The 22,372-nt window shown below is 73.0% G+C and carries 20 protein-coding genes; 12 read left to right on the top strand and 8 right to left on the bottom strand.

The window, feature by feature from the left end; all coding sequences use genetic code 11:
* Nucleotides 1-214: 214 nt before the first annotated feature.
* A complete protein-coding gene (ddaH, locus tag ABZZ04_RS15335; protein WP_187438498.1) occupies nucleotides 215-1,030 on the top strand; it encodes a dimethylargininase in 816 nt (271 codons plus the stop codon).
* A gap of 64 nt (nucleotides 1,031-1,094) precedes the next feature.
* Here the strand turns inward: ddaH and ABZZ04_RS15330 are convergent, their stop codons facing one another.
* A complete protein-coding gene (locus ABZZ04_RS15330) occupies nucleotides 1,095-2,093 on the bottom strand; it encodes a small ribosomal subunit Rsm22 family protein (protein ID WP_356932668.1) in 999 nt (332 codons plus the stop codon).
* 141 nt (nucleotides 2,094-2,234) lie between these two features.
* Here ABZZ04_RS15330 and ABZZ04_RS15325 point away from each other — a divergent pair, with 141 nt between their 5' ends.
* Complete coding sequence (locus ABZZ04_RS15325; protein WP_356932667.1) at nucleotides 2,235-3,545, top strand: hypothetical protein; 1,311 nt, start codon at nucleotides 2,235-2,237, stop codon at nucleotides 3,543-3,545.
* Nucleotides 3,546-3,689: 144 nt separating this feature from the next.
* Here ABZZ04_RS15325 and ABZZ04_RS15320 read toward each other — a convergent pair whose 3' ends face one another.
* Nucleotides 3,690-5,111 (bottom strand): multidrug effflux MFS transporter, encoded by a 1,422-nt coding sequence (locus ABZZ04_RS15320; RefSeq protein ID WP_356932710.1) that lies wholly within the window; start codon nucleotides 5,109-5,111, stop codon nucleotides 3,690-3,692.
* An 87-nt stretch (nucleotides 5,112-5,198) separates the two neighbouring features.
* On the opposite strand from ABZZ04_RS15320, the gene ABZZ04_RS15315 reads away from it, so the two are divergent.
* Complete coding sequence (locus ABZZ04_RS15315; RefSeq protein ID WP_356932709.1) at nucleotides 5,199-6,221, top strand: Gfo/Idh/MocA family oxidoreductase; 1,023 nt, start codon at nucleotides 5,199-5,201, stop codon at nucleotides 6,219-6,221.
* 36 nt (nucleotides 6,222-6,257) lie between these two features.
* Here ABZZ04_RS15315 and ABZZ04_RS15310 read toward each other — a convergent pair whose 3' ends face one another.
* Nucleotides 6,258-7,886, bottom strand: a complete 1,629-nt coding sequence (locus tag ABZZ04_RS15310; RefSeq protein ID WP_356932666.1) for an alkaline phosphatase D family protein — start codon at nucleotides 7,884-7,886, stop codon at nucleotides 6,258-6,260.
* Between the two features lie 271 nt (nucleotides 7,887-8,157).
* On the opposite strand from ABZZ04_RS15310, the gene ABZZ04_RS15305 reads away from it, so the two are divergent.
* The 3 genes from ABZZ04_RS15305 (at nucleotide 8,158) to ABZZ04_RS15295 (ending at nucleotide 10,620) form a co-directional block, all read left to right on the top strand.
* Nucleotides 8,158-8,931 (top strand): SDR family oxidoreductase, encoded by a 774-nt coding sequence (locus ABZZ04_RS15305; RefSeq protein ID WP_356932665.1) that lies wholly within the window; start codon nucleotides 8,158-8,160, stop codon nucleotides 8,929-8,931.
* Between the two features lie 180 nt (nucleotides 8,932-9,111).
* Entirely contained in the window at nucleotides 9,112-9,579 is a 468-nt protein-coding gene (locus ABZZ04_RS15300) for a lamin tail domain-containing protein (RefSeq protein ID WP_356932664.1), read from the top strand.
* 141 nt (nucleotides 9,580-9,720) lie between these two features.
* Entirely contained in the window at nucleotides 9,721-10,620 is a 900-nt protein-coding gene (locus ABZZ04_RS15295) for a PhzF family phenazine biosynthesis isomerase (protein WP_356932663.1), read from the top strand.
* 45 nt (nucleotides 10,621-10,665) lie between these two features.
* On the opposite strand, the gene ABZZ04_RS15290 is transcribed toward ABZZ04_RS15295, so the two are convergent.
* Together ABZZ04_RS15290 and ABZZ04_RS15285 are read right to left on the bottom strand one after the other, a co-directional pair.
* Entirely contained in the window at nucleotides 10,666-11,466 is an 801-nt protein-coding gene (locus ABZZ04_RS15290) for an inositol monophosphatase family protein (protein ID WP_356932662.1), read from the bottom strand.
* A gap of 48 nt (nucleotides 11,467-11,514) precedes the next feature.
* The gene (locus ABZZ04_RS15285; RefSeq protein WP_356932661.1) at nucleotides 11,515-12,078 is read right to left on the bottom strand and encodes a GNAT family N-acetyltransferase; all 564 of its coding nucleotides are present in this window, start codon (nucleotides 12,076-12,078) and stop codon (nucleotides 11,515-11,517) included.
* A gap of 116 nt (nucleotides 12,079-12,194) precedes the next feature.
* Here ABZZ04_RS15285 and ABZZ04_RS15280 point away from each other — a divergent pair, with 116 nt between their 5' ends.
* A complete protein-coding gene (locus ABZZ04_RS15280) occupies nucleotides 12,195-12,560 on the top strand; it encodes a VOC family protein (RefSeq protein WP_356932660.1) in 366 nt (121 codons plus the stop codon).
* Here the strand turns inward: ABZZ04_RS15280 and ABZZ04_RS15275 are convergent.
* Complete coding sequence (locus tag ABZZ04_RS15275) at nucleotides 12,538-13,437, bottom strand: metallophosphoesterase (protein WP_356932659.1); 900 nt, start codon at nucleotides 13,435-13,437, stop codon at nucleotides 12,538-12,540. The two genes, ABZZ04_RS15280 and ABZZ04_RS15275, sit on opposite strands and share 23 nt — an antisense overlap.
* A gap of 563 nt (nucleotides 13,438-14,000) precedes the next feature.
* On the opposite strand from ABZZ04_RS15275, the gene ABZZ04_RS15270 reads away from it, so the two are divergent.
* From ABZZ04_RS15270 to ABZZ04_RS15250, 5 genes are all read left to right on the top strand, one after another.
* Nucleotides 14,001-16,454, top strand: a complete 2,454-nt coding sequence (locus ABZZ04_RS15270; RefSeq protein WP_356932658.1) for a SpoIIE family protein phosphatase — start codon at nucleotides 14,001-14,003, stop codon at nucleotides 16,452-16,454.
* 44 nt (nucleotides 16,455-16,498) lie between these two features.
* A complete protein-coding gene (locus tag ABZZ04_RS15265; protein ID WP_356932657.1) occupies nucleotides 16,499-17,575 on the top strand; it encodes an SMI1/KNR4 family protein in 1,077 nt (358 codons plus the stop codon).
* A gap of 65 nt (nucleotides 17,576-17,640) precedes the next feature.
* On the top strand, nucleotides 17,641-18,312 hold the full coding sequence (locus tag ABZZ04_RS15260) for a hypothetical protein (RefSeq protein ID WP_356932656.1): 672 nt from the start codon (nucleotides 17,641-17,643) through the stop codon (nucleotides 18,310-18,312).
* 217 nt (nucleotides 18,313-18,529) lie between these two features.
* A complete protein-coding gene (locus ABZZ04_RS15255) occupies nucleotides 18,530-18,751 on the top strand; it encodes a hypothetical protein (RefSeq protein ID WP_356932655.1) in 222 nt (73 codons plus the stop codon).
* 55 nt (nucleotides 18,752-18,806) lie between these two features.
* The gene (locus ABZZ04_RS15250) at nucleotides 18,807-20,456 is read left to right on the top strand and encodes a histidine kinase (protein WP_356932654.1); all 1,650 of its coding nucleotides are present in this window, start codon (nucleotides 18,807-18,809) and stop codon (nucleotides 20,454-20,456) included.
* Between the two features lie 80 nt (nucleotides 20,457-20,536).
* Here the strand turns inward: ABZZ04_RS15250 and ABZZ04_RS15245 are convergent, their stop codons facing one another.
* Entirely contained in the window at nucleotides 20,537-21,343 is an 807-nt protein-coding gene (locus ABZZ04_RS15245; protein ID WP_356932653.1) for an ABC transporter permease, read from the bottom strand.
* Entirely contained in the window at nucleotides 21,340-22,329 is a 990-nt protein-coding gene (locus ABZZ04_RS15240) for an ABC transporter ATP-binding protein (RefSeq protein ID WP_356932652.1), read from the bottom strand. Before ABZZ04_RS15240 ends, ABZZ04_RS15245 begins: the two co-directional genes overlap by 4 nt.
* Nucleotides 22,330-22,372 lie beyond the last annotated feature (43 nt).

Raw genomic sequence — 22,372 nt, 5'->3', positions numbered from 1 at the left:
CCGGCCAATCTAGCAACGCCACGAGTCGATACGTATCGTCTCCCCGCAACTCGTCCGCCGCGGCCCGGCGTCCGGGACCCGGCTGCCCGTCGTGCGGAACCACCCGATCGGATCACTGTGCGCCGGGCCCCGGAGAGCGGACCATGGGCTCACCCACGCACACACCAGTGCGCTGTCCCCGGCAGGCGACCCCTGCCTTTCGTGAGGAGCATGCATGCCTCGTGAAGCCACACCCCGCCGCTACCTGATGTGCGCCCCCACGCACTTCAGGGTGACGTACTCCATCAACCCCTGGATGGACCCCAGCAAGCCCGTGGACCTCCCCCTGGCCCAGACCCAGTGGGAGGACCTGCGCGACCGGTACCGCGCCCTCGGGCACACCGTGGAGCTGCTCACGCCCCGCCCCGACCTGCCCGACATGGTGTTCGCCGCCAACGGCGCCACCGTCGTCGACGGCCGGGTGCTGGGCGCCCGGTTCGCGTACCGGGAGCGGTACGAGGAGGCCGGGGCCCACCGCGAGTGGTTCCGGGCCAACGGCTTCACCGAGGTCCACGAGCCGGACCACGTCAACGAGGGCGAGGGCGACTTCGCGGTCACCTCGTCGTACGTCCTGGCCGGGCGGGGCTTCCGGTCCAGCCCGCTCTCGCACGGCGAGGCGCAGGAGTTCTTCGGGCGCCCGGTGATCGGGCTCGATCTGGTCGACCCGCGCTACTACCACCTGGACACGGCCCTGTCCGTGCTCGACGACGCGGGCGACGAGGTCATGTACTACCCGGAGGCGTTCTCGCCGGGCAGCCGCGCGGTGCTCGCCCGGCTCTTCCCCGACGCGTTGATCGCCCGGGAGGCGGACGCCGCGGCGTTCGGCCTGAACGCGGTGAGCGACGGGCTCCACGTGCTGCTGCCGCAGGGCGCGACGGGGCTCTTCGACCCGCTGCGGGCACGCGGCTTCGAGCCGGTGCCGATGGACCTGGGCGAGCTGCTGAAGGGCGGCGGCAGCGTGAAGTGCTGCACCCAGGAGCTGCGGGCGTGAGCGGGTGGGCCGCCCGTCCGCGGGCGGCCCCCTGAGCCTGCCGGGCGGGCCGCCCGGCAGGCTCTCAGTCCTGCTCGCCGGGCGGCGGCCAGGCGTCGCCCCACGCGACGTCCCGGGCGGCCCGGTACAGCCCGCCGTGCCGCTTGGTGACCGTGGAGCGGCTCAGGGCCTCGTCGCGGGTGCACAGGTCCAGCAGCACCTGCCCCTTGCGGATCTGCGGCTTGCGGACGACCCGTTCCCGGACGGGCCGCGCCTCGAAGCGGGTCGCCACGACATAGCTGAACTTCTCGTCCTCGTACGGCAGCGAGCCGCCCTTGACCTGCCGGTGCAGCGAGGAGCGGCTGACCCGGGCCGAGAAGTGGCACCAGTCCGTGCCCGGTTCGATGGGGCAGGCGGCGCTGTGCGGGCAGGGCGCGGCGATCGTCAGGCCGGCGGCGATCAGCCGGTCGCGGGCCTCGATGACGCGGGCGTAGCCGTCGGGGGTGCCCGGCTCGACGACCACGACCGCCTGTGCCGCCGCGGCGGCAGCGTCCACGAGGGCGGCCCGGGTGTCCGCCGTGAGTTCCTTGAGCACGTAGGAGACGGTGACCAGGTCCGTGGCGGCGAGGCCGGGGCCCTCTCCGATCCGGGCCCGGCGCCACTCGACGGCGCGCAGCGCGGGGGCGCCGGAGAGCTCCGCCAGCTCGCGGCCGAGGGCGAGCGCGGGCTCGGACCAGTCCAGCACCGTCGTCCTGGTCCCCTCCCAGGCCCCCGCCACGGCCCAGCCGGCCGCTCCGGTGCCGCCGCCCACGTCGGTGTGGGTGGCGGGAGCCCAGTCGGGGGCCGCCTCCCGGAGGGCGTCGACGGCGGACCGTACCGCCTCGAAGGTCGCGGGCATCCGGTACGCGGCGTACGCGGCGACGTCGGAGCGGTCGCGGAGCACCGGCGCGTCGGTGGGGGTGGTGCCGCGGTAGTTGGCGATGAGCCGGTCGACGGCCCGGGACGCCTGCCTGGGCGGCAGGCCGTCGAGCAGTCCGGCCAGCGCCGCACGCAGTGTTTCCGCATTGGGGAGGGTGGCGTTCACCGACGAATTGTAGGCAAAGACGACGCACCCGGCGCCGCCGCGCTATCCGCGTAGAACTGCGCGGAATCCGAACTGCCGCGATGCCTGCCCAAGTTGCTACGCTGACCGCCGCGAGGTCGGGATTACCCATCGAGGGGAACCATGAGACAGAAGATCGTGCGCCTGGTTCTGGTCGGCGGAGTACTCGTGCTTGTCATGCTTCTTCTGTTGGCCACGTGCGGAAGTGGCGAGAAGAACGACGACGAGCCGAAGAAGCAGACCAAGAAGAGCCCGGCCGAGGTGACACAGCTCACCGTTCCCTCCGCGTACGCCCCGGAGAACGGATGGGAGCTCATCGGCACCTCCCCCGACTACGCGCTGTCCCGGACGACGGGCCGTCTCGCCTATCTGGTGAGGGAGTCGGACACCAAGTACCAGCTGCGGACCATCGATTCGAAGACCGGGCAGCCCGGCTGGCACGGGGAGAGCTGGCGGCCCCCGTCCCCGAAGCACTTCCCGCGGCTTCTCCAGGTCACCGTCGACGACCACGAGTACTTCGTGACGTGGGCGTACGGAAAGGTCGGCGAGAACGCGCTGACCCCCGCCGACACCATCGTCTCGCTGGACGTCTACGACGTGGAGGACGGCTCCCGGCGGCGCGTCGAGGTGCCATGGAACTCCGTGCCGACGGTCTCCACCACCGGTCCCGGCATCCTCATCAGCGACGGCCGGACCAACAGCACGGTGGTCGACCCGGTGACCGGCCGGGTGTCGGACGTGAAGCCCTCGACGCTCAAGTACCCGAAGGGCTGCAAGACCTGCAAGCAGCTCACCGAGGTGCGCGGGCTGACGCAGAAGGGGGTGCTGGTCAGCGGGTCCAGGGAGTTCTGGGTGCAGGGCGGCTGGTTCAGCCGCAACGTCGCGCCCAAGGGGACGGACAGGGTCAGCGGGATCCCGACCTCGGTGATCCCCGGTCTGATCCTGGCGAAGTGGCAGCTCGACAAGAAGGCCAAGCGCGCCGCCACCCACGACCTGTGGGCGGTGCACGACGCGGAGTCGGGCAAGACGCTGGCCTCGGTGGAGTGCAGCAAGCCGGCGATAAAGCCGGGCCAGTACCCGCAGCTGGTCGCCGCCCCGTCGGGCAGCTACCTGGTGGCCGGGCCGCTCGCCTTCGACCTGGCCACGAAGCGCGGGTTCTGCTTCGAGGGGGCGGACGGCACGAAGCCGCTGACGCTGGCGTCCGTGAACGACGAGGGCGTCGCGTACGGCGCGACGAGCGCGCGCAACGCGGCCGACGTCCTGGCCGGCGGCGGCACCCCCGTCGCGGTCGCGGTCCGCAGCGGTTCGACGGGCGCCCTGCCGTCCAACGTGCGGCTGCCGGGCGCGGAGACCGCGGACGGGGTCGGGCTGTTCCGCTGGACGGACGAGAAGGACCGCCCGCACCTGCTCGGCTACCCGAGGTCGGCCTCGTAGGGCCGCCCACCGGACCACGACGGGCCGGGCGGGCCGGGCACACGCCCGGTCCGCCCGGCCCGTCCCGTTTCCCCGACCGGGTCGGCGGCGGGTTCGGGGCCGAACGCGCCCCGGGTCCCGCCGCCGCGCGTCGCGGGGCCCGCGTCAGGAGGTCGGCGACGTCCGCTGCCAGGGCCGGCACATCCCGAGGAAGCAGGCCAGCGCGCCCACCCCGCACACCAGCTGCACCAGGGCCATCGGAACGGCCGTGTCCTCGCCCGCGATCCCGACGAGCGGGGAGGCCACCGCACCGATCAGGAACGACGAGGTGCCGAGCAGCGCGGAGGCGGACCCGGCGGCGTGCTTCGTGCGCATCAGGGCCTGTGCGTTGGTGTTCGGCGCCGCGAGCCCCATCGCCGACATCAGCACGAACAGCCCGGTCGCGACCGGTACCAGGCCCACGTCCCCGAAGACCCCGGACGTCATCAGCAGCAGCGCGGTGGCGGCCAGCACGATGGCCGAGAGCCCGAAGGCCAGCACCTTGTCCAGGCTGACCCGGCCGACCAGCAGCTTGCCGTTGATCTGGCCCACGGCGACCAGCCCGATGGAGTTGATGCCGAAGAGCAGGCTGAACGTCTGCGGCGAGGCCCCGTAGATCTCCTGCATGACGAACGGCGAGGCGCTCACGTACGCGAAGAGGCCGGCGAAGGCGAGGCTGCCCGCGATCATGTAGCCGGTGAAGACCCGGTCGGCGAGCAGTCCGCGCATGGTGCGCAGCGTGTCGCCGATCCCGCCGGTGTGCCGGTCCTGCGGCGGCAGGGTCTCGTGCAGCCACTTCCAGACGACCAGGGTGAGGACCAGGCCGACGAGGGTGAGGACGGCGAAGACGCCCCGCCAGTCGGTGAACCGCAGCACCTGTCCGCCGATGAGCGGCGCGACGATCGGTGCGACGCCGGAGATCAGCATCAGGGTGGAGAAGAACTTGGCCATCTCCACGCCGTCGTACATGTCGCGCACCACGGCGCGGGCGATGACGATGCCCGCCGCGCCGGCCAGTCCCTGGAGCAGGCGGAAGCCGATGAGGAGTTCGGCGGTGGGGGCGAAGACGCAGATCGCGGTGGCGACGACGTAGACGATCATGCCGAGGAGCAGCGGTCCGCGCCTGCCCCACCGGTCGCTCATCGGTCCGACGACGAGCTGCCCGAGCGCCATGCCGGTGAGGCAGGCGGTGAGGGTGAGCTGGACGGTCGCGGCGGGGGCCTGCAGGGACTCGGTGACCGCGGGCAGGGCCGGGAGGTACATGTCCATGGAGAGCGGCGGCAGTGCGGTGAGGCCGCCGAGGACGAGGGTGACCAGGAGTCCGGTGCGGCGGGCCGCTCCGGTGGCGGCCGGACTGCCCGGGGGCGGCCCGGCGGCGCCTGCGGCGGCCCCGTCGGTCCGGTCGGCCGGGTCCGCCTTGCCGGTCCGGTCGGTCTTCCGGTCCGTGGTCCCGGTGCCGGTGGCGGTTCCCGGCTCCGCCGTCCCGGTCCCGGTGGTCGATATGTGCGTACGTTCCTGCTGGGCCCGGCTTGCGCCGCTCTCCGGCATTGTCATCTCCATGTCGTTGAATCCGCATCTATGCTCTCAGCTCAGCTGGACTGGTCGAGACCTTCCTGGGGAGCAGTCATGACGGGCATGGACAGGGTCGTGCGGTGGGGCGTGCTGGCCACCGGCGGTATCGCCGCGACATTCACCGAGGACCTCCGGTCGTTGCCGGGTTCGGAGGTGGTGGCCGTCGCGTCCCGTACGGAGACCTCCGCGCGGGCGTTCGCCGAGCGGTTCGGGATACCCCGGGCGTACGGCGACTGGGCCGCGCTCGCCGCCGACGACGAGGTCGACGTGGTGTACGTGGCGACGCCGCACTCGGCGCACCGGGAGGCCGCCGCGCTCTGCCTGGAGGCCGGGAAGCACGTGCTGTGCGAGAAGGCGTTCACGCTCAACGCCCGGGAGGCGGAGGAGCTGGTGGGGCTCGCCCGGGACCGGGGGCTCTTCCTGATGGAGGCCATGTGGACGTACTGCAATCCGGTCGTCCGGCGCATGACGGAACTGGTGCGGGACGGCGCCGTCGGCGACATCCGCACCGTGCAGGCCGACTTCGGGATCACGGGTCCTTTCGGGGCCGGGCACCGGCTGCGCGACCCGGCGCTGGGCGGTGGCGCGCTGCTGGACCTCGGGGTCTACCCGGTCTCGTTCGCGCAGCTGCTGCTGGGCGAGCCGGACCGGGTGCAGGCGGACGCGCTGCTCTCCCCCGAGGGCGTCGACCTGCACACCGCGATGCTGCTGGGCTGGTCGGAGGCGGGCGCCTCGGCGCTGCTGAACTGCTCGATCGTGGCGGACACCCCGCGGACCGCGTCGATCACCGGAACGAAGGGGCGGATCGACTTCCCGCCCGGCTTCTTCTACCCGGAGAAGTTCGTGCTGCACCGGCCGGGACACGAACCCGAGGAGTTCACCGCCGGGGGCCCCGGGACCGACGGGGCCGACGGGACCGGTGGGGGGCTGCGCGGCATGCAGTTCGAGCAGGCCGAGGTGGCGCGGGCGCTGCGGGCCGGCGAGACGGAGTCGCCGCTGGTGCCGCTGGACGGTTCCCTCGCCGTGATGCGGACGCTCGACGCGGTGCGTGACCGCATCGGCGTCCGCTACCCGGCCGACGGCTGAGGGCCCGTCGGAGGCCACCCGGCAGGCCTTGGAGGGTCACGCGGGCATGAGGCCCTGGTTGCCCACCTCCGTGACGAAGGAGGCGGCGGTCGACAGCGGCGCGCCGGGGGTGGTGACGGCCGACACCGTGCGGTAGTCGGCACGCGCCTGCTTCTGGTCCAGCGTGATGACGGCGTAGCCGCGTCGGCCGTTGAAGAACTTCATGTGCGGGTTGGCCTGCATCTGGTTGTTCCAGCTGCCGGGCTTGTCCGAGCCGTCCTTGCCGCTGGTGATGGACGTGGCGACGATCTCCGTGCCGACGGTGCGCGAGGACGGGTCGCCGAAGTCCTTCTTCAGGTCGAAGCCGTAGCCGACGTGCACGTCGCCGGTCAGCACCATCAGGTTGTCGATCCCCGCCGCCTCGGCGCCCCGCAGGATCCGCTCCCGGGAGGCGGGGTAGCCGTCCCACGCGTCCATGGACACCTTGAACGCGTCGGTGGGGACGTCGTGCCGCCGGGCGAAGACGACCTGCTGGGGGACGAGGTTCCAGGTGGCCCGCGAGGCGTGCCAGCCGTCGAGCAGCCAGCGCTCCTGGGCGGCGCCGGTCATGGTGCGCGACGGGTCCTCGGACTCCGGGCCGGGCTTCTGCCAGCCGTCGCCGTACGCCTGGTCGCTGCGGTACTGGCGGGTGTCGAGGATGTCGAACTGGGCGAGCCGGCCGAACTGGAGGCGCCGGTAGAGCTTCATGTCGGGGCCGGTCGGCCGCTGCGGGGTGCGCAGCGGCTGGTTCTCCCAGTACGCGCGGTAGGCGGCGGCCCGGCGCAGCAGGAACTCCTCCGGCGGGACGTCGTTCTCGGGGGTGCCGCCCGCGTAGTTGTTCTCGGTCTCGTGGTCGTCCCAGGTGACGACGAAGGGGTGCGCGGCGTGGGCGGCGCGCAGGTCGGGGTCGGACTTGTAGAGGGCGTACCGCAGCCGGTAGTCCTCCAGCGTGACCGTCTCCCGGTTGAAGTGGGCGGGGAGCCTGCGGTCGGTGTGGTTTCGGGCCCCGCCGGTGGCGTTGACGGCGTACTCGTAGAGGTAGTCGCCGAGGTGGAGGACGACGTCCACGTCCTCCTGGGCGAGGTGGCCGTACGCGGTGAAGTAACCGTCGTGGTACGCCTGGCAGGAGACGGCGGCCAGGCTCAGCTCGCTGTTGCGGGCGCCGCGGGCGGGGGCGGTGCGGGTCCGGCCGACGGGGCTGATCCAGCTGCCGGCGCGGAAGCGGTAGTAGAGGACGCGGTCGGCGTCGAGGCCCTTGACCTCGACGTGGACGCTGTGGTCGAACTCCGGGTGGGCGGTGACCGATCCGCGCCGGACGATGCGGGAGAAGCGCTCGTCGCGGGCGAGTTCCCAGCGCACCCGCACCCGGGCCCGGGGCAGTCCGCTGTCGGCCTCGTACGGGCGCGGCGCGAGTCTCGTCCACAGCAGGACCGAGTCGGGCAGCGGGTCGCCGGAGGCGACGCCGAGGGTGAACGGATCGTCGGTGATCCTCCGGGCGTCCAGCTCGGCGGCGCTCGCGGTGCCCGCGGTCGGCAGGTTGACCGAGAAGGCGAGCGCGGCGGCGGCACCGGAGACCGTGAGGAAACGGCGGCGGCCGACGTTCCTGGCGGCGTCGCGCATCTCCTGCTGGTGCGATGAGTGCGTCATCTGTCCCTCCCCTTACTGGTGGTGTACTCGGTCAGTCCACCGGCCCGGCACATCGAGCGGCTGTCGTGTTCGCGTCGATCGGGCGTCGGGGGGATGAGTAATGCGGCAGGAACGGGTTCACGGGACAAAGCGCGCATTCGCGGCCGATCGCGGGGCCCGCCCCCGACGGCCGGCCGAGGGGTGAACCTCCTGTCCCGCAGGCATTCTTGACCCTCTATGACCTCATCCGTCCCGGGTGCCCCGGGGCGGGAAGGGCGTACGCTGCGGCCCCATGAGCAACAAAGCGTTGAACTCGGATGCGAAGACGGCGGTCGTGACGGGTGCGGGTTCCGGGATCGGCCGCGCGGTGGCGCTCGCCCTGACCGGAGCCGGCTGGTCGGTGGCGCTCGCGGGCCGGCGCCCCGGGCCCCTCGCCGAGACCGCGATGCTGGCCGGGGCGGACGCCCGGGTGATCACCGTCCCCGCCGACGTGTCCCGCCCCGAGGACGTGACGGCGCTCTTCTCCTCGGTACGGGAGTGCTTCGGCCGCCTCGACCTGCTCTTCAACAACGCGGGCACGTTCGGACCGGGCGCCGCGCCGGTCGAGGACCTCGCGGTGGAGGACTGGCGGGCGGTGGTGGACGTGAACGTGACGGGCGCGTTCCTGTGCGCGCAGGCCGCGTACCGGCTGATGAAGGGGCAGCACCCGCAGGGCGGCCGGATCATCAACAACGGCTCGATCTCCGCCCACGCGCCGCGCCCCCACTCGGTCGCCTACACCACGACCAAGCACGCCATGACCGGGCTGACGAAGTCGCTGTCGCTGGACGGCCGTCCGTACCGGATCGCCTGCGGCCAGATCGACATCGGCAACGCGGCCACGGACATGACCGAGCGGATGCGGACCGGCACCCTCCAGGCCAACGGCGAACTGGCGGTCGAGCCGGTGATGGCGGCGGCGGACGTGGCCCGGACGGTGCTCCACATGGCGGAGCTGCCGCTGGAGGCGAACATGCAGTTCGCCACGGTCATGGCGACGACGATGCCGTACGTGGGACGCGGCTGAGGACCCGCGCCGCACGCGGGACGCGCGCCACGCGCCGGGCGAGACCGGCGGCCCCCGCCCGAACCGGGCCCCGGGCGGGGGCGGTTGCCGTCCGCCGGAACCGCACCCCCCGACCGGACCGCCCTCGACGCCCCCTTATGCTCACAGTTCTTCACCGAAGCTCCACGGAAGGACCACAGCATGCGCATACGCGTCGCGGCGCCCCTCGCCCTGGCCGCCGCCACCGCCCTGGCCGGCTCCCTGTTCGCCACGGTCCCGGCGTCGGCCGCCCCGCACCAGGCCGGACTGCACCTCGGGAAGATCCAGTACGACAGCCCCGGCAAGGACAACCGCAGCAACACGTCCCTCAACGCCGAGTGGGTGGACATCCACAACAACGGCAAGTCCAAGCTCCAGCTCAAGGGCTACAAGCTCAAGGACAACACCGGCTACACGTACACCTTCGGCAACTACACCGTCGGCGCCGGCAAGACCGTCAAGGTCCACACGGGCCGGGGCAAGAACGCGTCGGGCCACGTCTACTGGAACCGCGGTTCGTACGTCTGGAACAACACCGGCGACAAGGCCCGGCTGATCAAGCCGAACGGCAAGCTCCAGGACTCCTGCTCCTGGACGAGGTCGAGCAAGGGCACCAAGAACTGCCACTGACCCCGGCCCCCGCCGCAGCCCGCCCCGGCCCGGCCCCCGCATCGGGGCCGGGTGGGGCCATTCAGGTCATTCACCGCCATTCGCGGACGTCCGGCGACCGGTCGGGGAATGGCTCGGGCCGCGACGGAGTTGATCAGCGGCATGAATCAGAATTCGGCCACCGAGGTCCTGCGCTACACCGCGTTCTCCGCCGACCCGCAGGGCGGCAATCCGGCAGGAGTCGTCCTGGACGCGTCCGGTCTCGACGGGGCCGCGATGCTCGCCGTCGCCGCGGAGCTGGGCTACAGCGAGTCCGCGTTCCTGACGGGCCGGTACGAGCCGGACGGCGCGGACTCCGGGACCGACGCGGGCTCCCCGGCCGGCCGGGGGTACACCATCCGCTACTTCAGCCCGAAGGCCGAGGTTCCGTTCTGCGGCCACGCCACCGTGGCGACGGCCCTCGCGCTGGCCGAGCGCGACGGCCCCGGCGAGCTGGTGTTCAGCACGCTCGCGGGCCCGGTGCCGGTCACCGTCGCCCGGGAGGGCGGCGAGCTCCGCGCCACGCTCACCAGCGTCGAACCGCACGTCACGGAGATCGCACCCGACGACCTGGCCGAGGCGCTCGCCGCCCTGGACTGGCCGGCCGCCGACCTCGACCCGGCCCTGCCGCCCCGGATCGCCTACGCGGGCGCCCGTCACCTGGTGCTGGCCGCCGCGACCCGCGAACGCCTCGCCGGCCTCTCCTACGACTTCGCGCGCCTCGAAACCCTCATGCACCGCCTGGACCTGACGACGCTTCAACTGGTGTGGCGGGCGGCGCCGGACGTCTTCCACGTCCGTGACCCGTTCCCGGTCGGCGGCGTGGTCGAGGACCCCGCCACCGGCGCGGCGGCGGCGGCCTTCGGCGCCTATCTGCGCGCGGAGGGCCTCGCCCCGGACAGTGCGGTCGTCACCCTCCACCAGGGCGAGGACATGGGCCGCCCCGGCACCCTCACCGTCGAGCTGCGCGCGGGCGACCCCCGGGTGCGGGTGAGCGGAACGGGAACCCGGATCGACGCCTGACGGCCCGCCGCCCGGCTCCGGCTCCGGGCGGCACCGCTCCCGCCGTCACACGCCCCGGCCGTCGATCATCGACATCAGCAGCCCGTGGGTTTCGGCGTCCGCGGCGGCCACGATCCCGCGGCCGCCCCGCTCGACCGGGACGCCGTCGATGCCGGTGACCACACAGCCCGCGGCCCTGCACAGAGCGATGCCGGCCGCGAAGTGGACGCTCCCGGACAGGTCGCCGCCGTCGGTGACGTACGCAGCGCGCCGGCCGGCCGCGACCCAGGCCAGGGCCAGCGTCGTGGACACCACCCGCGGCCGGAACCGTTCGACGAACTTGGGGTGGGCCAGCAGGTCCGTGCCCCGGAACCCGGGCGCGCCCGGGAACGGCGGGTCCAGGTTGACGTCCACCAGCCGGGTCCCGGCGGCGGGCACCAGGGGCGCGTCGGTCCCGTCCCGCCGCACCCGGGCGGTCTTCCCGTCGGTGAGGAAGACCTCGCCGCCGAAGGGGTCGGCCACGGCCGCCGCCCCGCCGCGCAGCGCCACGTTGACGGCCACCAGCATGGTGCCGACCGCGTAGTTGAGCGTGCCGCACAGGGGGTCGACCAGCCACTGGCGCACGGAGTCGGCCGCGCCCCGCTGCCCGCCCTCCTCGCCGAGCACCGCGTCCTCGGGCCGGGCCGCGCGGATGACGTCGAGGATCGCCCGCTCGGCCGCCACGTCGGCGGCGGTGGCGAAGTCCCCGGCACCCTTGTCGATGCGGTCGAGCCGTCGGCCGTACATGCCGCGCACCACGTCCGCACCGGCCCGTGCCGCAGCCGCGGCGACCTCGTGATCATCGGTTTCCGCAAAGGAGTCGACCATGTCGTGCAGGGTAACGACACCGGCCTCCGGGAGGGTCCGGGCCTCCCCTCAGAGCCGCTTCTCCAACAGGGTGACCCGGTACACGTGGCCGAGGCCGCCGTCCTTCGCACGTTCGCGGACGGTCCCGTAGCCCGCCGCTTCGTAGTACTCCCGGAGCCGGGCGTTGCCGGCCAGGCAGTCGAGCCGGCAGAACGCGTGGCCCGCCTCGGCGATCCGGGCCTCCGCCCGTGCCAGCATCCGCCGCCCGGTGCCGGGGGGCGCTGCGCGACGGTCCGTCATGAGCCGGTGGACGTAACCCGCGTCCGGGGCCCGGGGACCCCAGGCCGCCGGGTCGTCCCACCACAGCTCCCAGGCCCCGGCGAGGGGCCCGTCCTCCCCGAGGGAGGCGAGCCAGACCTCTCCCTCGTCCAACCGCTTCCGGAAGTGCCCGACACCGAGTTCGCCCGGCTTCCACTGGTCGATGCCGTGCGCGATCTGCCACCGTGCCGCGTCGTCCCGCAGCCGCACCAGCTCCGGCAGGTCGGGCTCGCCCGCGCGACGGAAGCTCAGGGGCACGTGCTGCGCCGTCCCGGACCGGGAAGGAAACTGGCCATCGGATATCTCGTTGCTCACAGCCCGGCACTTTATGCCCGCCGACGGGTGGTACGAAGTCCGTTCCGGCCTCCGGGCCCCGGTCCCGGGTCCCGGTCCCCGGAGCCCATGCCCCGTTCCCACCGAAGGAGTTGTCGATGTCCGTCCGCAGAGTCGTCCCCAACATCCGCACCACCGGCGTCCCCACCACCGAGGGAATGCGGCGGAGTGCGGAGTTCTACGGCCGGCTGGGGCTCCAGGAGGTCATGAACCACGGCTGGATCGTGACGCTCGCCTCGCCGTCGGAACCCTCGGTGCAGCTGAGCGTCATGGGCTCCGACGCGACCGCCCCGGTCTCGCCGGACATGAGCGTGGAGGTGGAGGACGTGGACGCGGTCCACGCCGCCATGAAGGAGAGCGGAGCGGAGATCGTGTACCCCCTGAGCGACGAGGAGTGGGGCGTGCGCCGCTTCTTCGTGCGCGACCCGGACGGCCGGGTCGTCAACGTCCTGGGGCACCGCTGACGGCCACCGGCTCGGTGACGGAGTCGTCCTCGTACGGGAGGATCCGCCGCAGCAACCCCTTGGGATGACCTCGTTTGCGCCATTCCCTCGGGTAGCCGATGGAGACCTCCTCGAAGCGGACGCCGTCGTACCGGGTCGTGCGGGGGATGTGCAGATGGCCGTAGACCATCGCCGCCACGTTGAAGCGCCGGTGCCAGTCGGCGGTGAGTTCCGTCCCGCACCACTGGGCGAACTCGGGGTACCACAGCACGGCCATCGGGTCGCGCACGAGGGGCCAGTGCCCGGCGATGACCAGCGGGATCTGCGGGTCGTGCGCCGCGAGCCGCCGTTCCGTCTCCGCGACCCGGGCCCGGCACCAGGCGTCCCGGCTCGGATACGGGTCGGGGTGCAGCAGGAACTCGTCGGTGCACACCACCCCCGTCCGGTGCGCGTACTCCAGGGACTCCTCCTTGGTCGTGGTGCCCGGCGCCCGGAAGGTGTAGTCGTACAGCAGGAACACGGGCGCGACGGCCACCGGCCCGCCCGGCCCCCGCCACAGCGGATACGGGTCCTCCGGCGTGGTCACCCCGAGGCTCCGGCACAGCTCGACCAGGTGCTCGTACCGCTGCAGGCCCCGCAGTTGGACGGGGTCGTTCTTGGGCGTCCACAGCTCGTGGTTCCCCGGGGTCCAGATGACCCGCGCGTACCGGTCCGCGAGCAGCCGCAGCGCCCACTCCACATCGGCGAACCGCTCCGCGACGTCACCGGCGACGATCAGCCAGTCCTCGTCCGATTCCGGCCGCAGGGACTCGACGACGGGGCGGTTGTCCGCCATCCCCACGTGGAGGTCGCTCACCGCCATCAGCGAGCCACGGCTTCCAACGGCGCGATCGGACATGCAGAACCTTCCCGAGGAACAGCTGGAACGACTATGGACGACCAGGACGACTGAGCCGGCTGAGCCGACCGGAACCACCGGAACCGCTGGGGCCACCGGAACCGCTGGAACCACTGAACGGGACCATGCCCCGCGGGTGCCGCGGAACTCGCCCGATCGACTCGATGATCCAGCACCTGGCGGGCATGAATCCTCATACGGTCACTCAGCTTGGCAGGAGAGGTGCATGGGGTTCGACGTGGGGGCGCGGGTTCTGACGTCGCCTCGCCCGGTCCACTCGGCGGAATCGGCGCCTCCGGGCGGGTCGGCCCCGCCGGTCCGGCCGCCCGGAGGGCTCCACCACTCCCCCGGGGCCGGCGAGGGGGCCGATCGGTGGCTCTCGGGACTGGCGGCCGGAACCAGCGGGGGCATGATGGAGAAGTCCGTGGCCGCGGGTGCGGACACGGACGCGGGCGCACGGGCCTTCCGGGAAGGGCTCGGGCATTCCACGACCGGGGCGTGCGGCACGGAGAGCGGCGCCCGGCGCGGAATCGTGGGCGGCGCCGGGAAAGGGAGCTGAGTACGTGGTGGACGGAAAGACCCTCCCAGGCGCGTCCGTGCACAGCGGGCTCCCGTTCGCGGACGGCGCGGCCGGGGCCCTGCTCGACGCCGGAGGACGGATCATCGGCTGGACCCCGGCGGCGGCGGAGCTGCTCGCGCTCCCCGCCGACGCCGTCCGCGGCCGTCCGGTACGGGAGCTGCTCGCGGACCCCGGCGCACGGTCCGGGCTGTGGGTCGACCGGCCCGAGGGCGTCCGGTCCGGGGCCGTCCGGTCCGGCGAGGCGGTGGTGCGTACCGGCCGGGGCGAGAAGCTGAGCATCGTCTTCCAGATCCTCCCCCTCGCGGACGAGGACACCGGCCCCGGCCCCGGCACGGACGCCGTTCCCGGGGCCTCCGTGGAACCGGCGCGGTACTTCGTGCTCGGGGCCCCTGCCGGGATGGTCTCCCGGTGGCGGCAGGACCGGGCGTTCACCCGGGAGCTCTTCCTCCAGGACCGGCTGGGCCTCGCCGTCTTCGACGAGGAGCTGCGGCTGGCCAGGACCAACACCCACCTGTTCCCGTACACCGGTCTCCCGCCGGACCTGCGCGGCCGGCGCCTGGGCGACTTCCTGGAGGCCGACGACGCCGCGGCGGTCGAGCGGCGGCTGCGGGAGGTCCTGCGGACGGGCCGGCCGCTGATCCTGGCGGAGGAGCGGGTACGGACCATCGAGGACCCCCGGGGCGGGGCGGTGATGGCCGTCTCGGCGTTCCGGCTCCAGGCGCCGGACGGGCAGGTCTTCGGCGTCACCGCGCTGTTCACGGACATCACCGAGCAGCGCCGTTCCGACGAACGCCTGGCGATCCTGCACCACGCCACCGCGGCCGTCGGCGGATCGCTGTCCGTCATGGGCACCGGTGTGGAGCTGGCCGCCGTGCTGGTGCCCGGCCTGGCCGACCTCGCCGTGGTGGAGATCGCGGAGGCGGTGTTCACGGGCGAGGAACCGGTCCCGGGCAAGGACGGGCGGCTGGCGCTGCGCCGGACCGCCGTGGCCGGGGAACCCTCGACGGAGGTGCCGGTCGGCACGGTGGTCCCGGCCGACACCGACCCGTCCGCCACCGGCTCCCCCGCCTCGATGACCGCCCCGCTGCGGGCCCGGGGCAGCTTCCTCGGCCGGGTGACCGTCCGGCGCGCGCCCGGCCGCCCCGACTACGAACCGGCCGACCTGGACCTGTTGCGCGAGATCGCCGCACGCGCGGCCCTCGCCCTGGACAACGCCCGCCGCTACGCCCGGGAGCACCGGTCGGCCATCGGGCTGCAGCGCAGTCTGCTGCCGCCCGCACAGGCCGAGACGGTCGCCGTGACCACTACCGGTTTCTATCTGCCGGCCGACCCCGCCACCGGTGTCGGCGGCGACTGGTTCGACGTGATCCCGCTCTCCTCCGCCCGGGTCGCCCTGGTCGCCGGGGACGTCGTCGGCCACGGGCTGGGCGCCACCGCCACCATGGGGCGGCTGCGCACCGCCGTCCGCACCCTCGCCGACCTCGAACTGGAACCGGACGAGCTGATGGTGCACCTGGACGACCTGGTCTCCCAGCTCCGCGACGAACCCCACGACCTCACCCGACCGGACGACGACGGGCTGCCCGACGGCTGGACCGACCCGATCGGCGCCACCTGCCTGTACGCCGTCTACGACCCGGTCTCCCGGCGCTGTGCGATGGTCTCGGCCGGACATCCCCCGCCCGCCGTCGTGCATCCGGACGGGACCGTCTCGTACGTGGAGCTGAACCCCGGGCCGCCGCTGGGCGTCAGCGGTCTGCCCTTCGAGGTGACCGAGGTCGAACTGGCCGCCGGCAGCATTCTCGCGCTCTACACGGACGGGCTGATCGAGGGACGCGACATCGACCTGGACGAGGGCATGGCCGAACTGCGCCGCCGTCTGGCCCGCCCCGGCGCCACCACCGCACCGCTGCGGGAACTCGGCCGGGAGATCGTCTCCGGCCGACCCGTGCACCACCTCGCCGACGACGTCACGCTGCTGCTCGCCCGTACCCACGCGGTGCCGGCCGGGAACACCGCCGTCTGGCCGGTGGACCCGGACCCGGCCGCCGTCGCCCGGGTCCGGCAGGAGTCGGCCCGGCAACTGCGCGCCTGGGGACTGGAGGAGCTGGTCTTCACCACCGAACTGGTGCTGAGCGAGCTGGTCACCAACGCCATCCGCTACACCGGCGGCCCGGTCGAGGTGCGGCTGATCCGGGCGGGCCAGCTGACCTGCGAGGTCTCCGACACCAGCGCCACCCAGCCCCGCATGCGCCGGGCCCGGCTCACCGACGAGGGGGGCCGCGGCCTGTACCTGGTCGCGCAGCTCACCACGCGCTGGGGCAGCCGCTACACCCGGCACGGCAAGACGATCTGGGCCGAACAGCCGATCCCGCCCGCGACACCGGACACCGGGGACGCCACGGACACCACGGGCCCCGTCGGCGTACCCCGGTGACGGAACCGGTCCGGCTGTCACAGGCCCGTGCTTGACTCCCGGTCATGGACGAACAGGAACTGCTCGCCGCCGTCGACGCCCTGGTGACCCATGACGGGTGGGACACGGTGTGCGGCCCGGTCGGCGACGGTGAGGACCCCGCCCGCCTGCCGACGGACGAGTCGGTCGATTTCAGGGCCCTGAGCAGGGTGCTGAGCAGCTGGTACGGGCAGGCACGCAACCTGGCCATGGGCGGGTACGTCGATCCGACGGTGACCGCGCGCACCGGGGCACCGCTCCTCGCCCCGTTCGGGGACCGGGTCGTCGAGATGCGCGCGTGGAACCACGCCGACCGGTGGATCGGCTGCGGTGCGGTCCGGACCGACGGGGCGGTGCGGCCGGTGGTGCTGGTGGCCGGGTGGTCCGTACCACGGCAGCCGGGCGCGGAGGCGGTGTCCCGGCGGCCGGACGAGCGGTCCGTGCCGGGCACGGGGCGGGGGAAGGAGAAGTGGTCGAGCGGGCCGGAGGAGGGGACGACCTGGGTGGACCGGGTCGTCGCCGTCACCGGATGGACCCGGGAGCGGGGCGCCGCCGTCGACTGGGCGGCGGTCGAGTCCCGGCTCGGGACGGCGCTGCCCGGTGACTACAAGGAACTCGTCGAACGGTTCGGTCACGGCGACTTCGACGACTACCTCGGCCTCCTGATCGCCGACGGCCCGCCCGGCAGCCTCGACCTCGTCGAGTTCAACGAGTTCTGGGCCCGGGCGGCCGCGGAGAACGGCGGTGGGTCGTGGAGGCCGTACCGCCTCCACCCTGCTCCCGGGGGCCTGTTGCAGTGGGCGAGCACGGAGCAGCAGAGCTCGTTCTACTGGCTCACCGAGGGCACCGACCCCGGCCGGTGGCCCATCCTCGTCACGGATGACGACTACGGCGAGTGGGACCGGTTCGACGGCTCGACGGCAGAGTTCGTCCACCGCCTGCTCACCGACCCGCGGTTCCCCCGTTCCACCGCGCGCCACTTCGACCGGCACTGGTTCACGAGTTACGAGAACCCGGACGAGAACCCGGACGGTGAGGAGGACGCCCGGAACGACCGGCCCCCGGTACAAAGGTTCGAACAACGGGGCGGCGGGAACGGCTGAGAGCAAGTGCCGACAGGGGGCCGACTCTCCAGCAGGCATGTGGGAGGGGCGGGGACGTGGGCGGCATGAGGGATGCCTGGGAACGCGCCGGGGATGCTTGGGAACGCGCCGGGGACGCCGTGGCGCGCGTGGTCCGGTCGATGCAGAAGTGGACACCGCGCCGACCGCGCCTGGCGGGGGCGCTGTTGGGCCTCGGAGCGGCGCTGGTGCTGGTGGGGTGCGGGCTGGTGGGCGTCGTCCTGGGGCACGACTGGGAGCTCGCGAAACTGCCGCTGATCGTGGCGTCGGTCGTCGTGGTGCTCGGTCTGCCGCTGATCCTCGTACCGACGGAGAAGCAGCTGCTGGTGATACTGCCCTGCCTGATAGTCCTGCTGATCTCGATGCTGGCCGGCCTCCGCGACGCCGTGCTGAGCCTGCGCGGCGAACGGACGCCCGTGACGGTCACCGAGGTCACCCGCTCCCGGAAGCCGATCACCGGAGGTGACGATTACACGTGCGGGCTCCGGCTCCCGGACGGCCGCGGGACATCCGTCGCGGGCACGAAGGTCTGCACCGCGTACACCCGCGTCGGTGACCGCATCCATGTGTACGCCGACCCGCACGACCTGGTCGCCCCGAAGGGAACGGCCCCCGTGATCACGTTCCCCGTCCTCGGGACGGTCGTCGGAGCGGCCACGCTGCTGCTGGTCGCGGCGACGTCCCGGACGATGGGCCACCGGCGCCGCACGCCCGGCTGAGCCCCTGCCGCGTCACATACCATCGCCGGCTGGACGACGCGCGATTCCTGGACCTGCTCGACAACCTGTGCCGTCGGCCCGCCGTGTTCACAGGCGAACGGACCGTCTCCTCCGCCGCCACCTTCCTGACCGGCTACTACATCGGCGTGTCCCGTTCCGAACCCGGATCCGGGCCCCCGGGCGTTCTCCGCACGAGTACTGGGGAAGATGGGTCGAGATGCGCTACGACGTCTTCGACCCCGCGTGGTCCTGGAGCCGGATCCTGCTGCACCACCACGGCGACGACCAGGGGGTCTTCGAGGTTCTTCCGGCCCTGTTCCGCGAGTTCCTGACGAACCGGGACGCCCATGGCGCCGAAGGGCTCGCGGCGCGGCACCGTGAACAGTTCGCCGGCCGGTGTCGGGCGCCCGCGCACACGCACACCGCGACCCCCTGCTGAGCCCGGCCCGATCGGTAGGGTCGGCCATGTGGTGAAGCGTGGCGGGAGCGCGAAAGTGGATACGGACGCGGGCACGGGCACGGGCACGGAAACGGAAGCGGACGTGCCGTCCGGGGCCGCGGGACCGTCGTCGGCGTCCGGAAGGGCGTGGTTGTTCGACGCGGCGCTGTGGATGGTGCTGGCCGGTGCGGGGGTGTGGGAGTTCCGGTCCGCGCTGCAGCCCTCGGTGACCCGGGACGTGGTGCTGCCCTTCCTCGTACTGGCGGTGGCCGTTCCGGCGAGCCGCCGGTGGCCGGGCACCGCGGTGTTCGCCGTCAACGGGCTGTGCGCGCTGGGCCTCGTGGACGAGTCGACCCCGGCCAACGCCTACGCCCTGGCGCTGACCGCGATGACGTATCTGATGGGGGCCAGGGTGAGGGCGGGCCGCGTTCCCCTGGTGGTGCTCACCTCGTGCCTGGCCCTCGACCTCGCGCTGTGCGCGGTGCTCGGGCGGGGTGCGATCTGGTGGTTCTACGCGGTCACCGTGCTGCCCCTGGCCCTGCTGGTGCCGTGGCTCGTCGGCCGTTACCGGCAGGCGCGGCGGGCCCTGGTGTCGGGCGGCTGGCGACTGGCGCGGACCCTGGAGGAGCGGCAGCGGTTCGTCGCCGAGCAGGCCCGGCTGCGGGAACGGACCCGCATCGCGGCCGACATGCACGACTCCCTCGGACACGTGCTGAGTCTCATCGCGTTGCGGGCGGGTGCGCTGGAGCTGTCACCGACCCTGGGCGAGCAGGACCGTGACGACGTGGCGGAGCTGCGCAGGACCGTGTCCGATGCCGTCGACCATCTGCGGGAGACGGTGACGGTGCTGCGCGACGGCCCCGGCGCGGGCCCCGAGGACTCCTCCGTCGAGTCCGTCGAGGAGCTCCTGGAACGGGCGGTCGCGTCCGGTGTCGCGGTGGACCTGGTCCGGGAGGGCGACAGCCCCTCCCCGTCCCCGCTCGTCGGGCACGCCGTGTACCGGGTGGTGCAGGAGTCGCTGACGAACGCGACGAAGCACGCCCCCGGCAGCGCCGTGCACGTCCGGATCGTCCACGAGGGCGGCCGTACCGAGGTCGGGGTGACCAACTCGACCTCCCCGGTGGGCCCGTCGCCCGGGGCGGTGCCGGGAAACCGGGGTCTCGCCGGACTGCGGGAACGGGTGGGCGCGCTCGGCGGCGTCCTGCACGCCGGACCGTTCGAGCAGGGGTTCCGGGTGACCGCCGTGCTGCCGGACCGGGTGGGCGGCACCCGGCCGAACCCCGTCCCGCAGTCCCCGCCCGACGACGGGGCGGAGTCGGCGCGCCGGATGGGCGACGCGCGGCGCAGGGTCCGGCTGCGGTTCGCGATGGCGTTCGTCGCACCGGCCGCGCTCGCCCTGACGGTCCTGCCGTCCGCCGGGTACCTCGCCTACCAACTGGCGACGTGCATACTGCACCCGACGTCCTACGCCGCCATCCGAGTGGGCCAGGAGCGGGCGGAGTTCGCCCGTCTCCTGCCGGCGCGGAGCTACCGCTACCCGCCCGACACCGCGCGGTCCGCTCCCCGGCCGTACGGCAGCGAGTGCGAGTTCTACCGGTCGAACGGCAACCTCCTGGACCAGGTGGACATGTACCGGCTGTGCTTCTCCGGTGATCGTCTGGTCGCCAAGGACGTCATGCCGGGCGGCGGCCCCGGCGCGTCCTGAGCCCCGGCCCCGTACGCGCGTTTCCCGGGGAGGGGGCGTGCGTACGGGGCCGGGTTCCAAAGTCGCCGGGGCGTCGCGGATCAGGCGTCCCTGCGCCGGAGCACCCAGGCACCGGCCGCATGGGCGGCGGCGGTCCACGCCACCAGGATCAGCAGGCTCACCGCGGCCGGGTAGGGGGCGCTGCCGTCGCCCAGCATGAGGTGGCCGCCCGCCGTCTGCGGCATGTAGTCGTTGATGGCCAGCAGCACCGGGCCGCCCAGCCCGACCAGCATGCTGGGCAGGGCGGAGATCAGGAAGAACAGCACGGCCACCGCTCCCGCCGCGGTCCGCAGCGCGAACGACACCCCCACCGCCATCACCCCGATCAGGGCGCAGTAGACGGCCATGGCGAGGATCTGGGAGACCGCCTCGGACAGTTCGAAGTCGGCGTGCCCCCGGAAGGGGCCCCAGGCCAGGGCGATGCCCAGCACCCCGAACACCACTCCCGCGACGAGGCCCACCAGGGCGCTCAGCAGCGCCTTGGCCAGCTGGACGCGGTGCCTGACCGGTACCCACAGCAGTGAGGCGCGCACACTGCTGGTCGCGTACTCGCTCGTCACCATGGTCACCGCGAGGACCACCAGGGCGAACTGGGTGAGGACGACCGAGGACACCGAGGCGTTGCCCACCGGCTGGACCGGCTTGTCGTTGATCCGGGCGATCGACCCGTAGTAGAAGGTGAAGATCCCGGTGACGACCAGGCCCGTCACCAGGCAGACGTAGGGCGTGCGGATGGACCACAGCTTGGTCCGCTCCGCGGCGAACGCCCCGCGGAATCCGCCCCCGGTGTAGTGGGTTCCCGAACGTCCGCGCCGCCCGGTGTCCTGCGCAATGGGTACGGCGCTCATGCTCGGGCCTCCTGTGCCCGCCCGGAACCCGCTTCCTCGAACACCGTGTTCCCCGTCCCGTACGCCACGCTGTGCCCCGTCCCGTACTCCACGCTCCGCGCGGTCAGTTCCATGTAGGCCTGCTCCAACGAGGCCGATACGGCGCGCAGTTCGTGCAGCCGTACACCCAGTCCGTGGGCCAGGTCGCCGACCTCCTCGACGCCGAGGCCCCGCACGACGATCTCGTCGGCGGAGGGCACCTCCACCCGTACGCCGTCGCCCCGCCGCAGACGGTCGGCCAGTGTGCGCAGGTCGTCCGGGTCGGGGGTGCGCACCCGTACCGAAGCCGACGAGCTGCCTGCCAGCAGGTCGGCCATCGGGGTGTCGGCCAGCAGCCTGCCCCGGCCGATGATCACCAACTGGTCGGCGGTCAGCTGCATCTCGCTCATCAGGTGGCTGGACAGGAAGACCGTCCGGCCCTCCGCGGCCAGGGACCGCACGAGCTCGCGCACCCAGCGGACGCCGTCCGGATCGAGCCCGTTGACCGGTTCGTCGAGGACGAGCACCTTCGGGTCGCCGAGCAACGCGCCCGCCACGCCGAGCCGTTGGTACATGCCGAGGGAGAACGCCCCGGCCGGGCGCCGCGCCACCTTGGCCAGGCCGACCGTCTCCAGCACTTCGTCCACCCGGCTCGTCGCGATGCCGTTGCTGCGGGCCTGCGCCACCAGGTGGGCCCGCGCGGAACGGGCGGGGTGCAGGGCCTTGGCGTCCAGCAGTGCGCCGACCTCGCGGATCGGGTGGCGGAAGGAGGAGTACGGCTTCCCGTCGATGAGCGCCTCGCCCCCGGACGGACGGTCCAGGCCGAGGATCATGCGCATGGTGGTCGACTTGCCGGCGCCGTTGGGCCCCAGGAAGCCGGTCACCCGTCCTTCCTCGATGTCCAGCGTCAAGCCGTCCACGGCGACGGTCTCGCCGTAACGCTTGGTCAGGCCTCGCAGGGTGATCACAGCTCTTCCCTTCGGATCGCTCTCACTGCCACCACGCTAGGAA

It is taken from the genome of Streptomyces sp. NPDC006435, assembly GCF_040612315.1.
Classification (GTDB): Bacteria; Actinomycetota; Actinomycetes; order Streptomycetales; family Streptomycetaceae; genus Streptomyces.
This window is presented reverse-complemented; position numbering and strand designations above follow the sequence as displayed.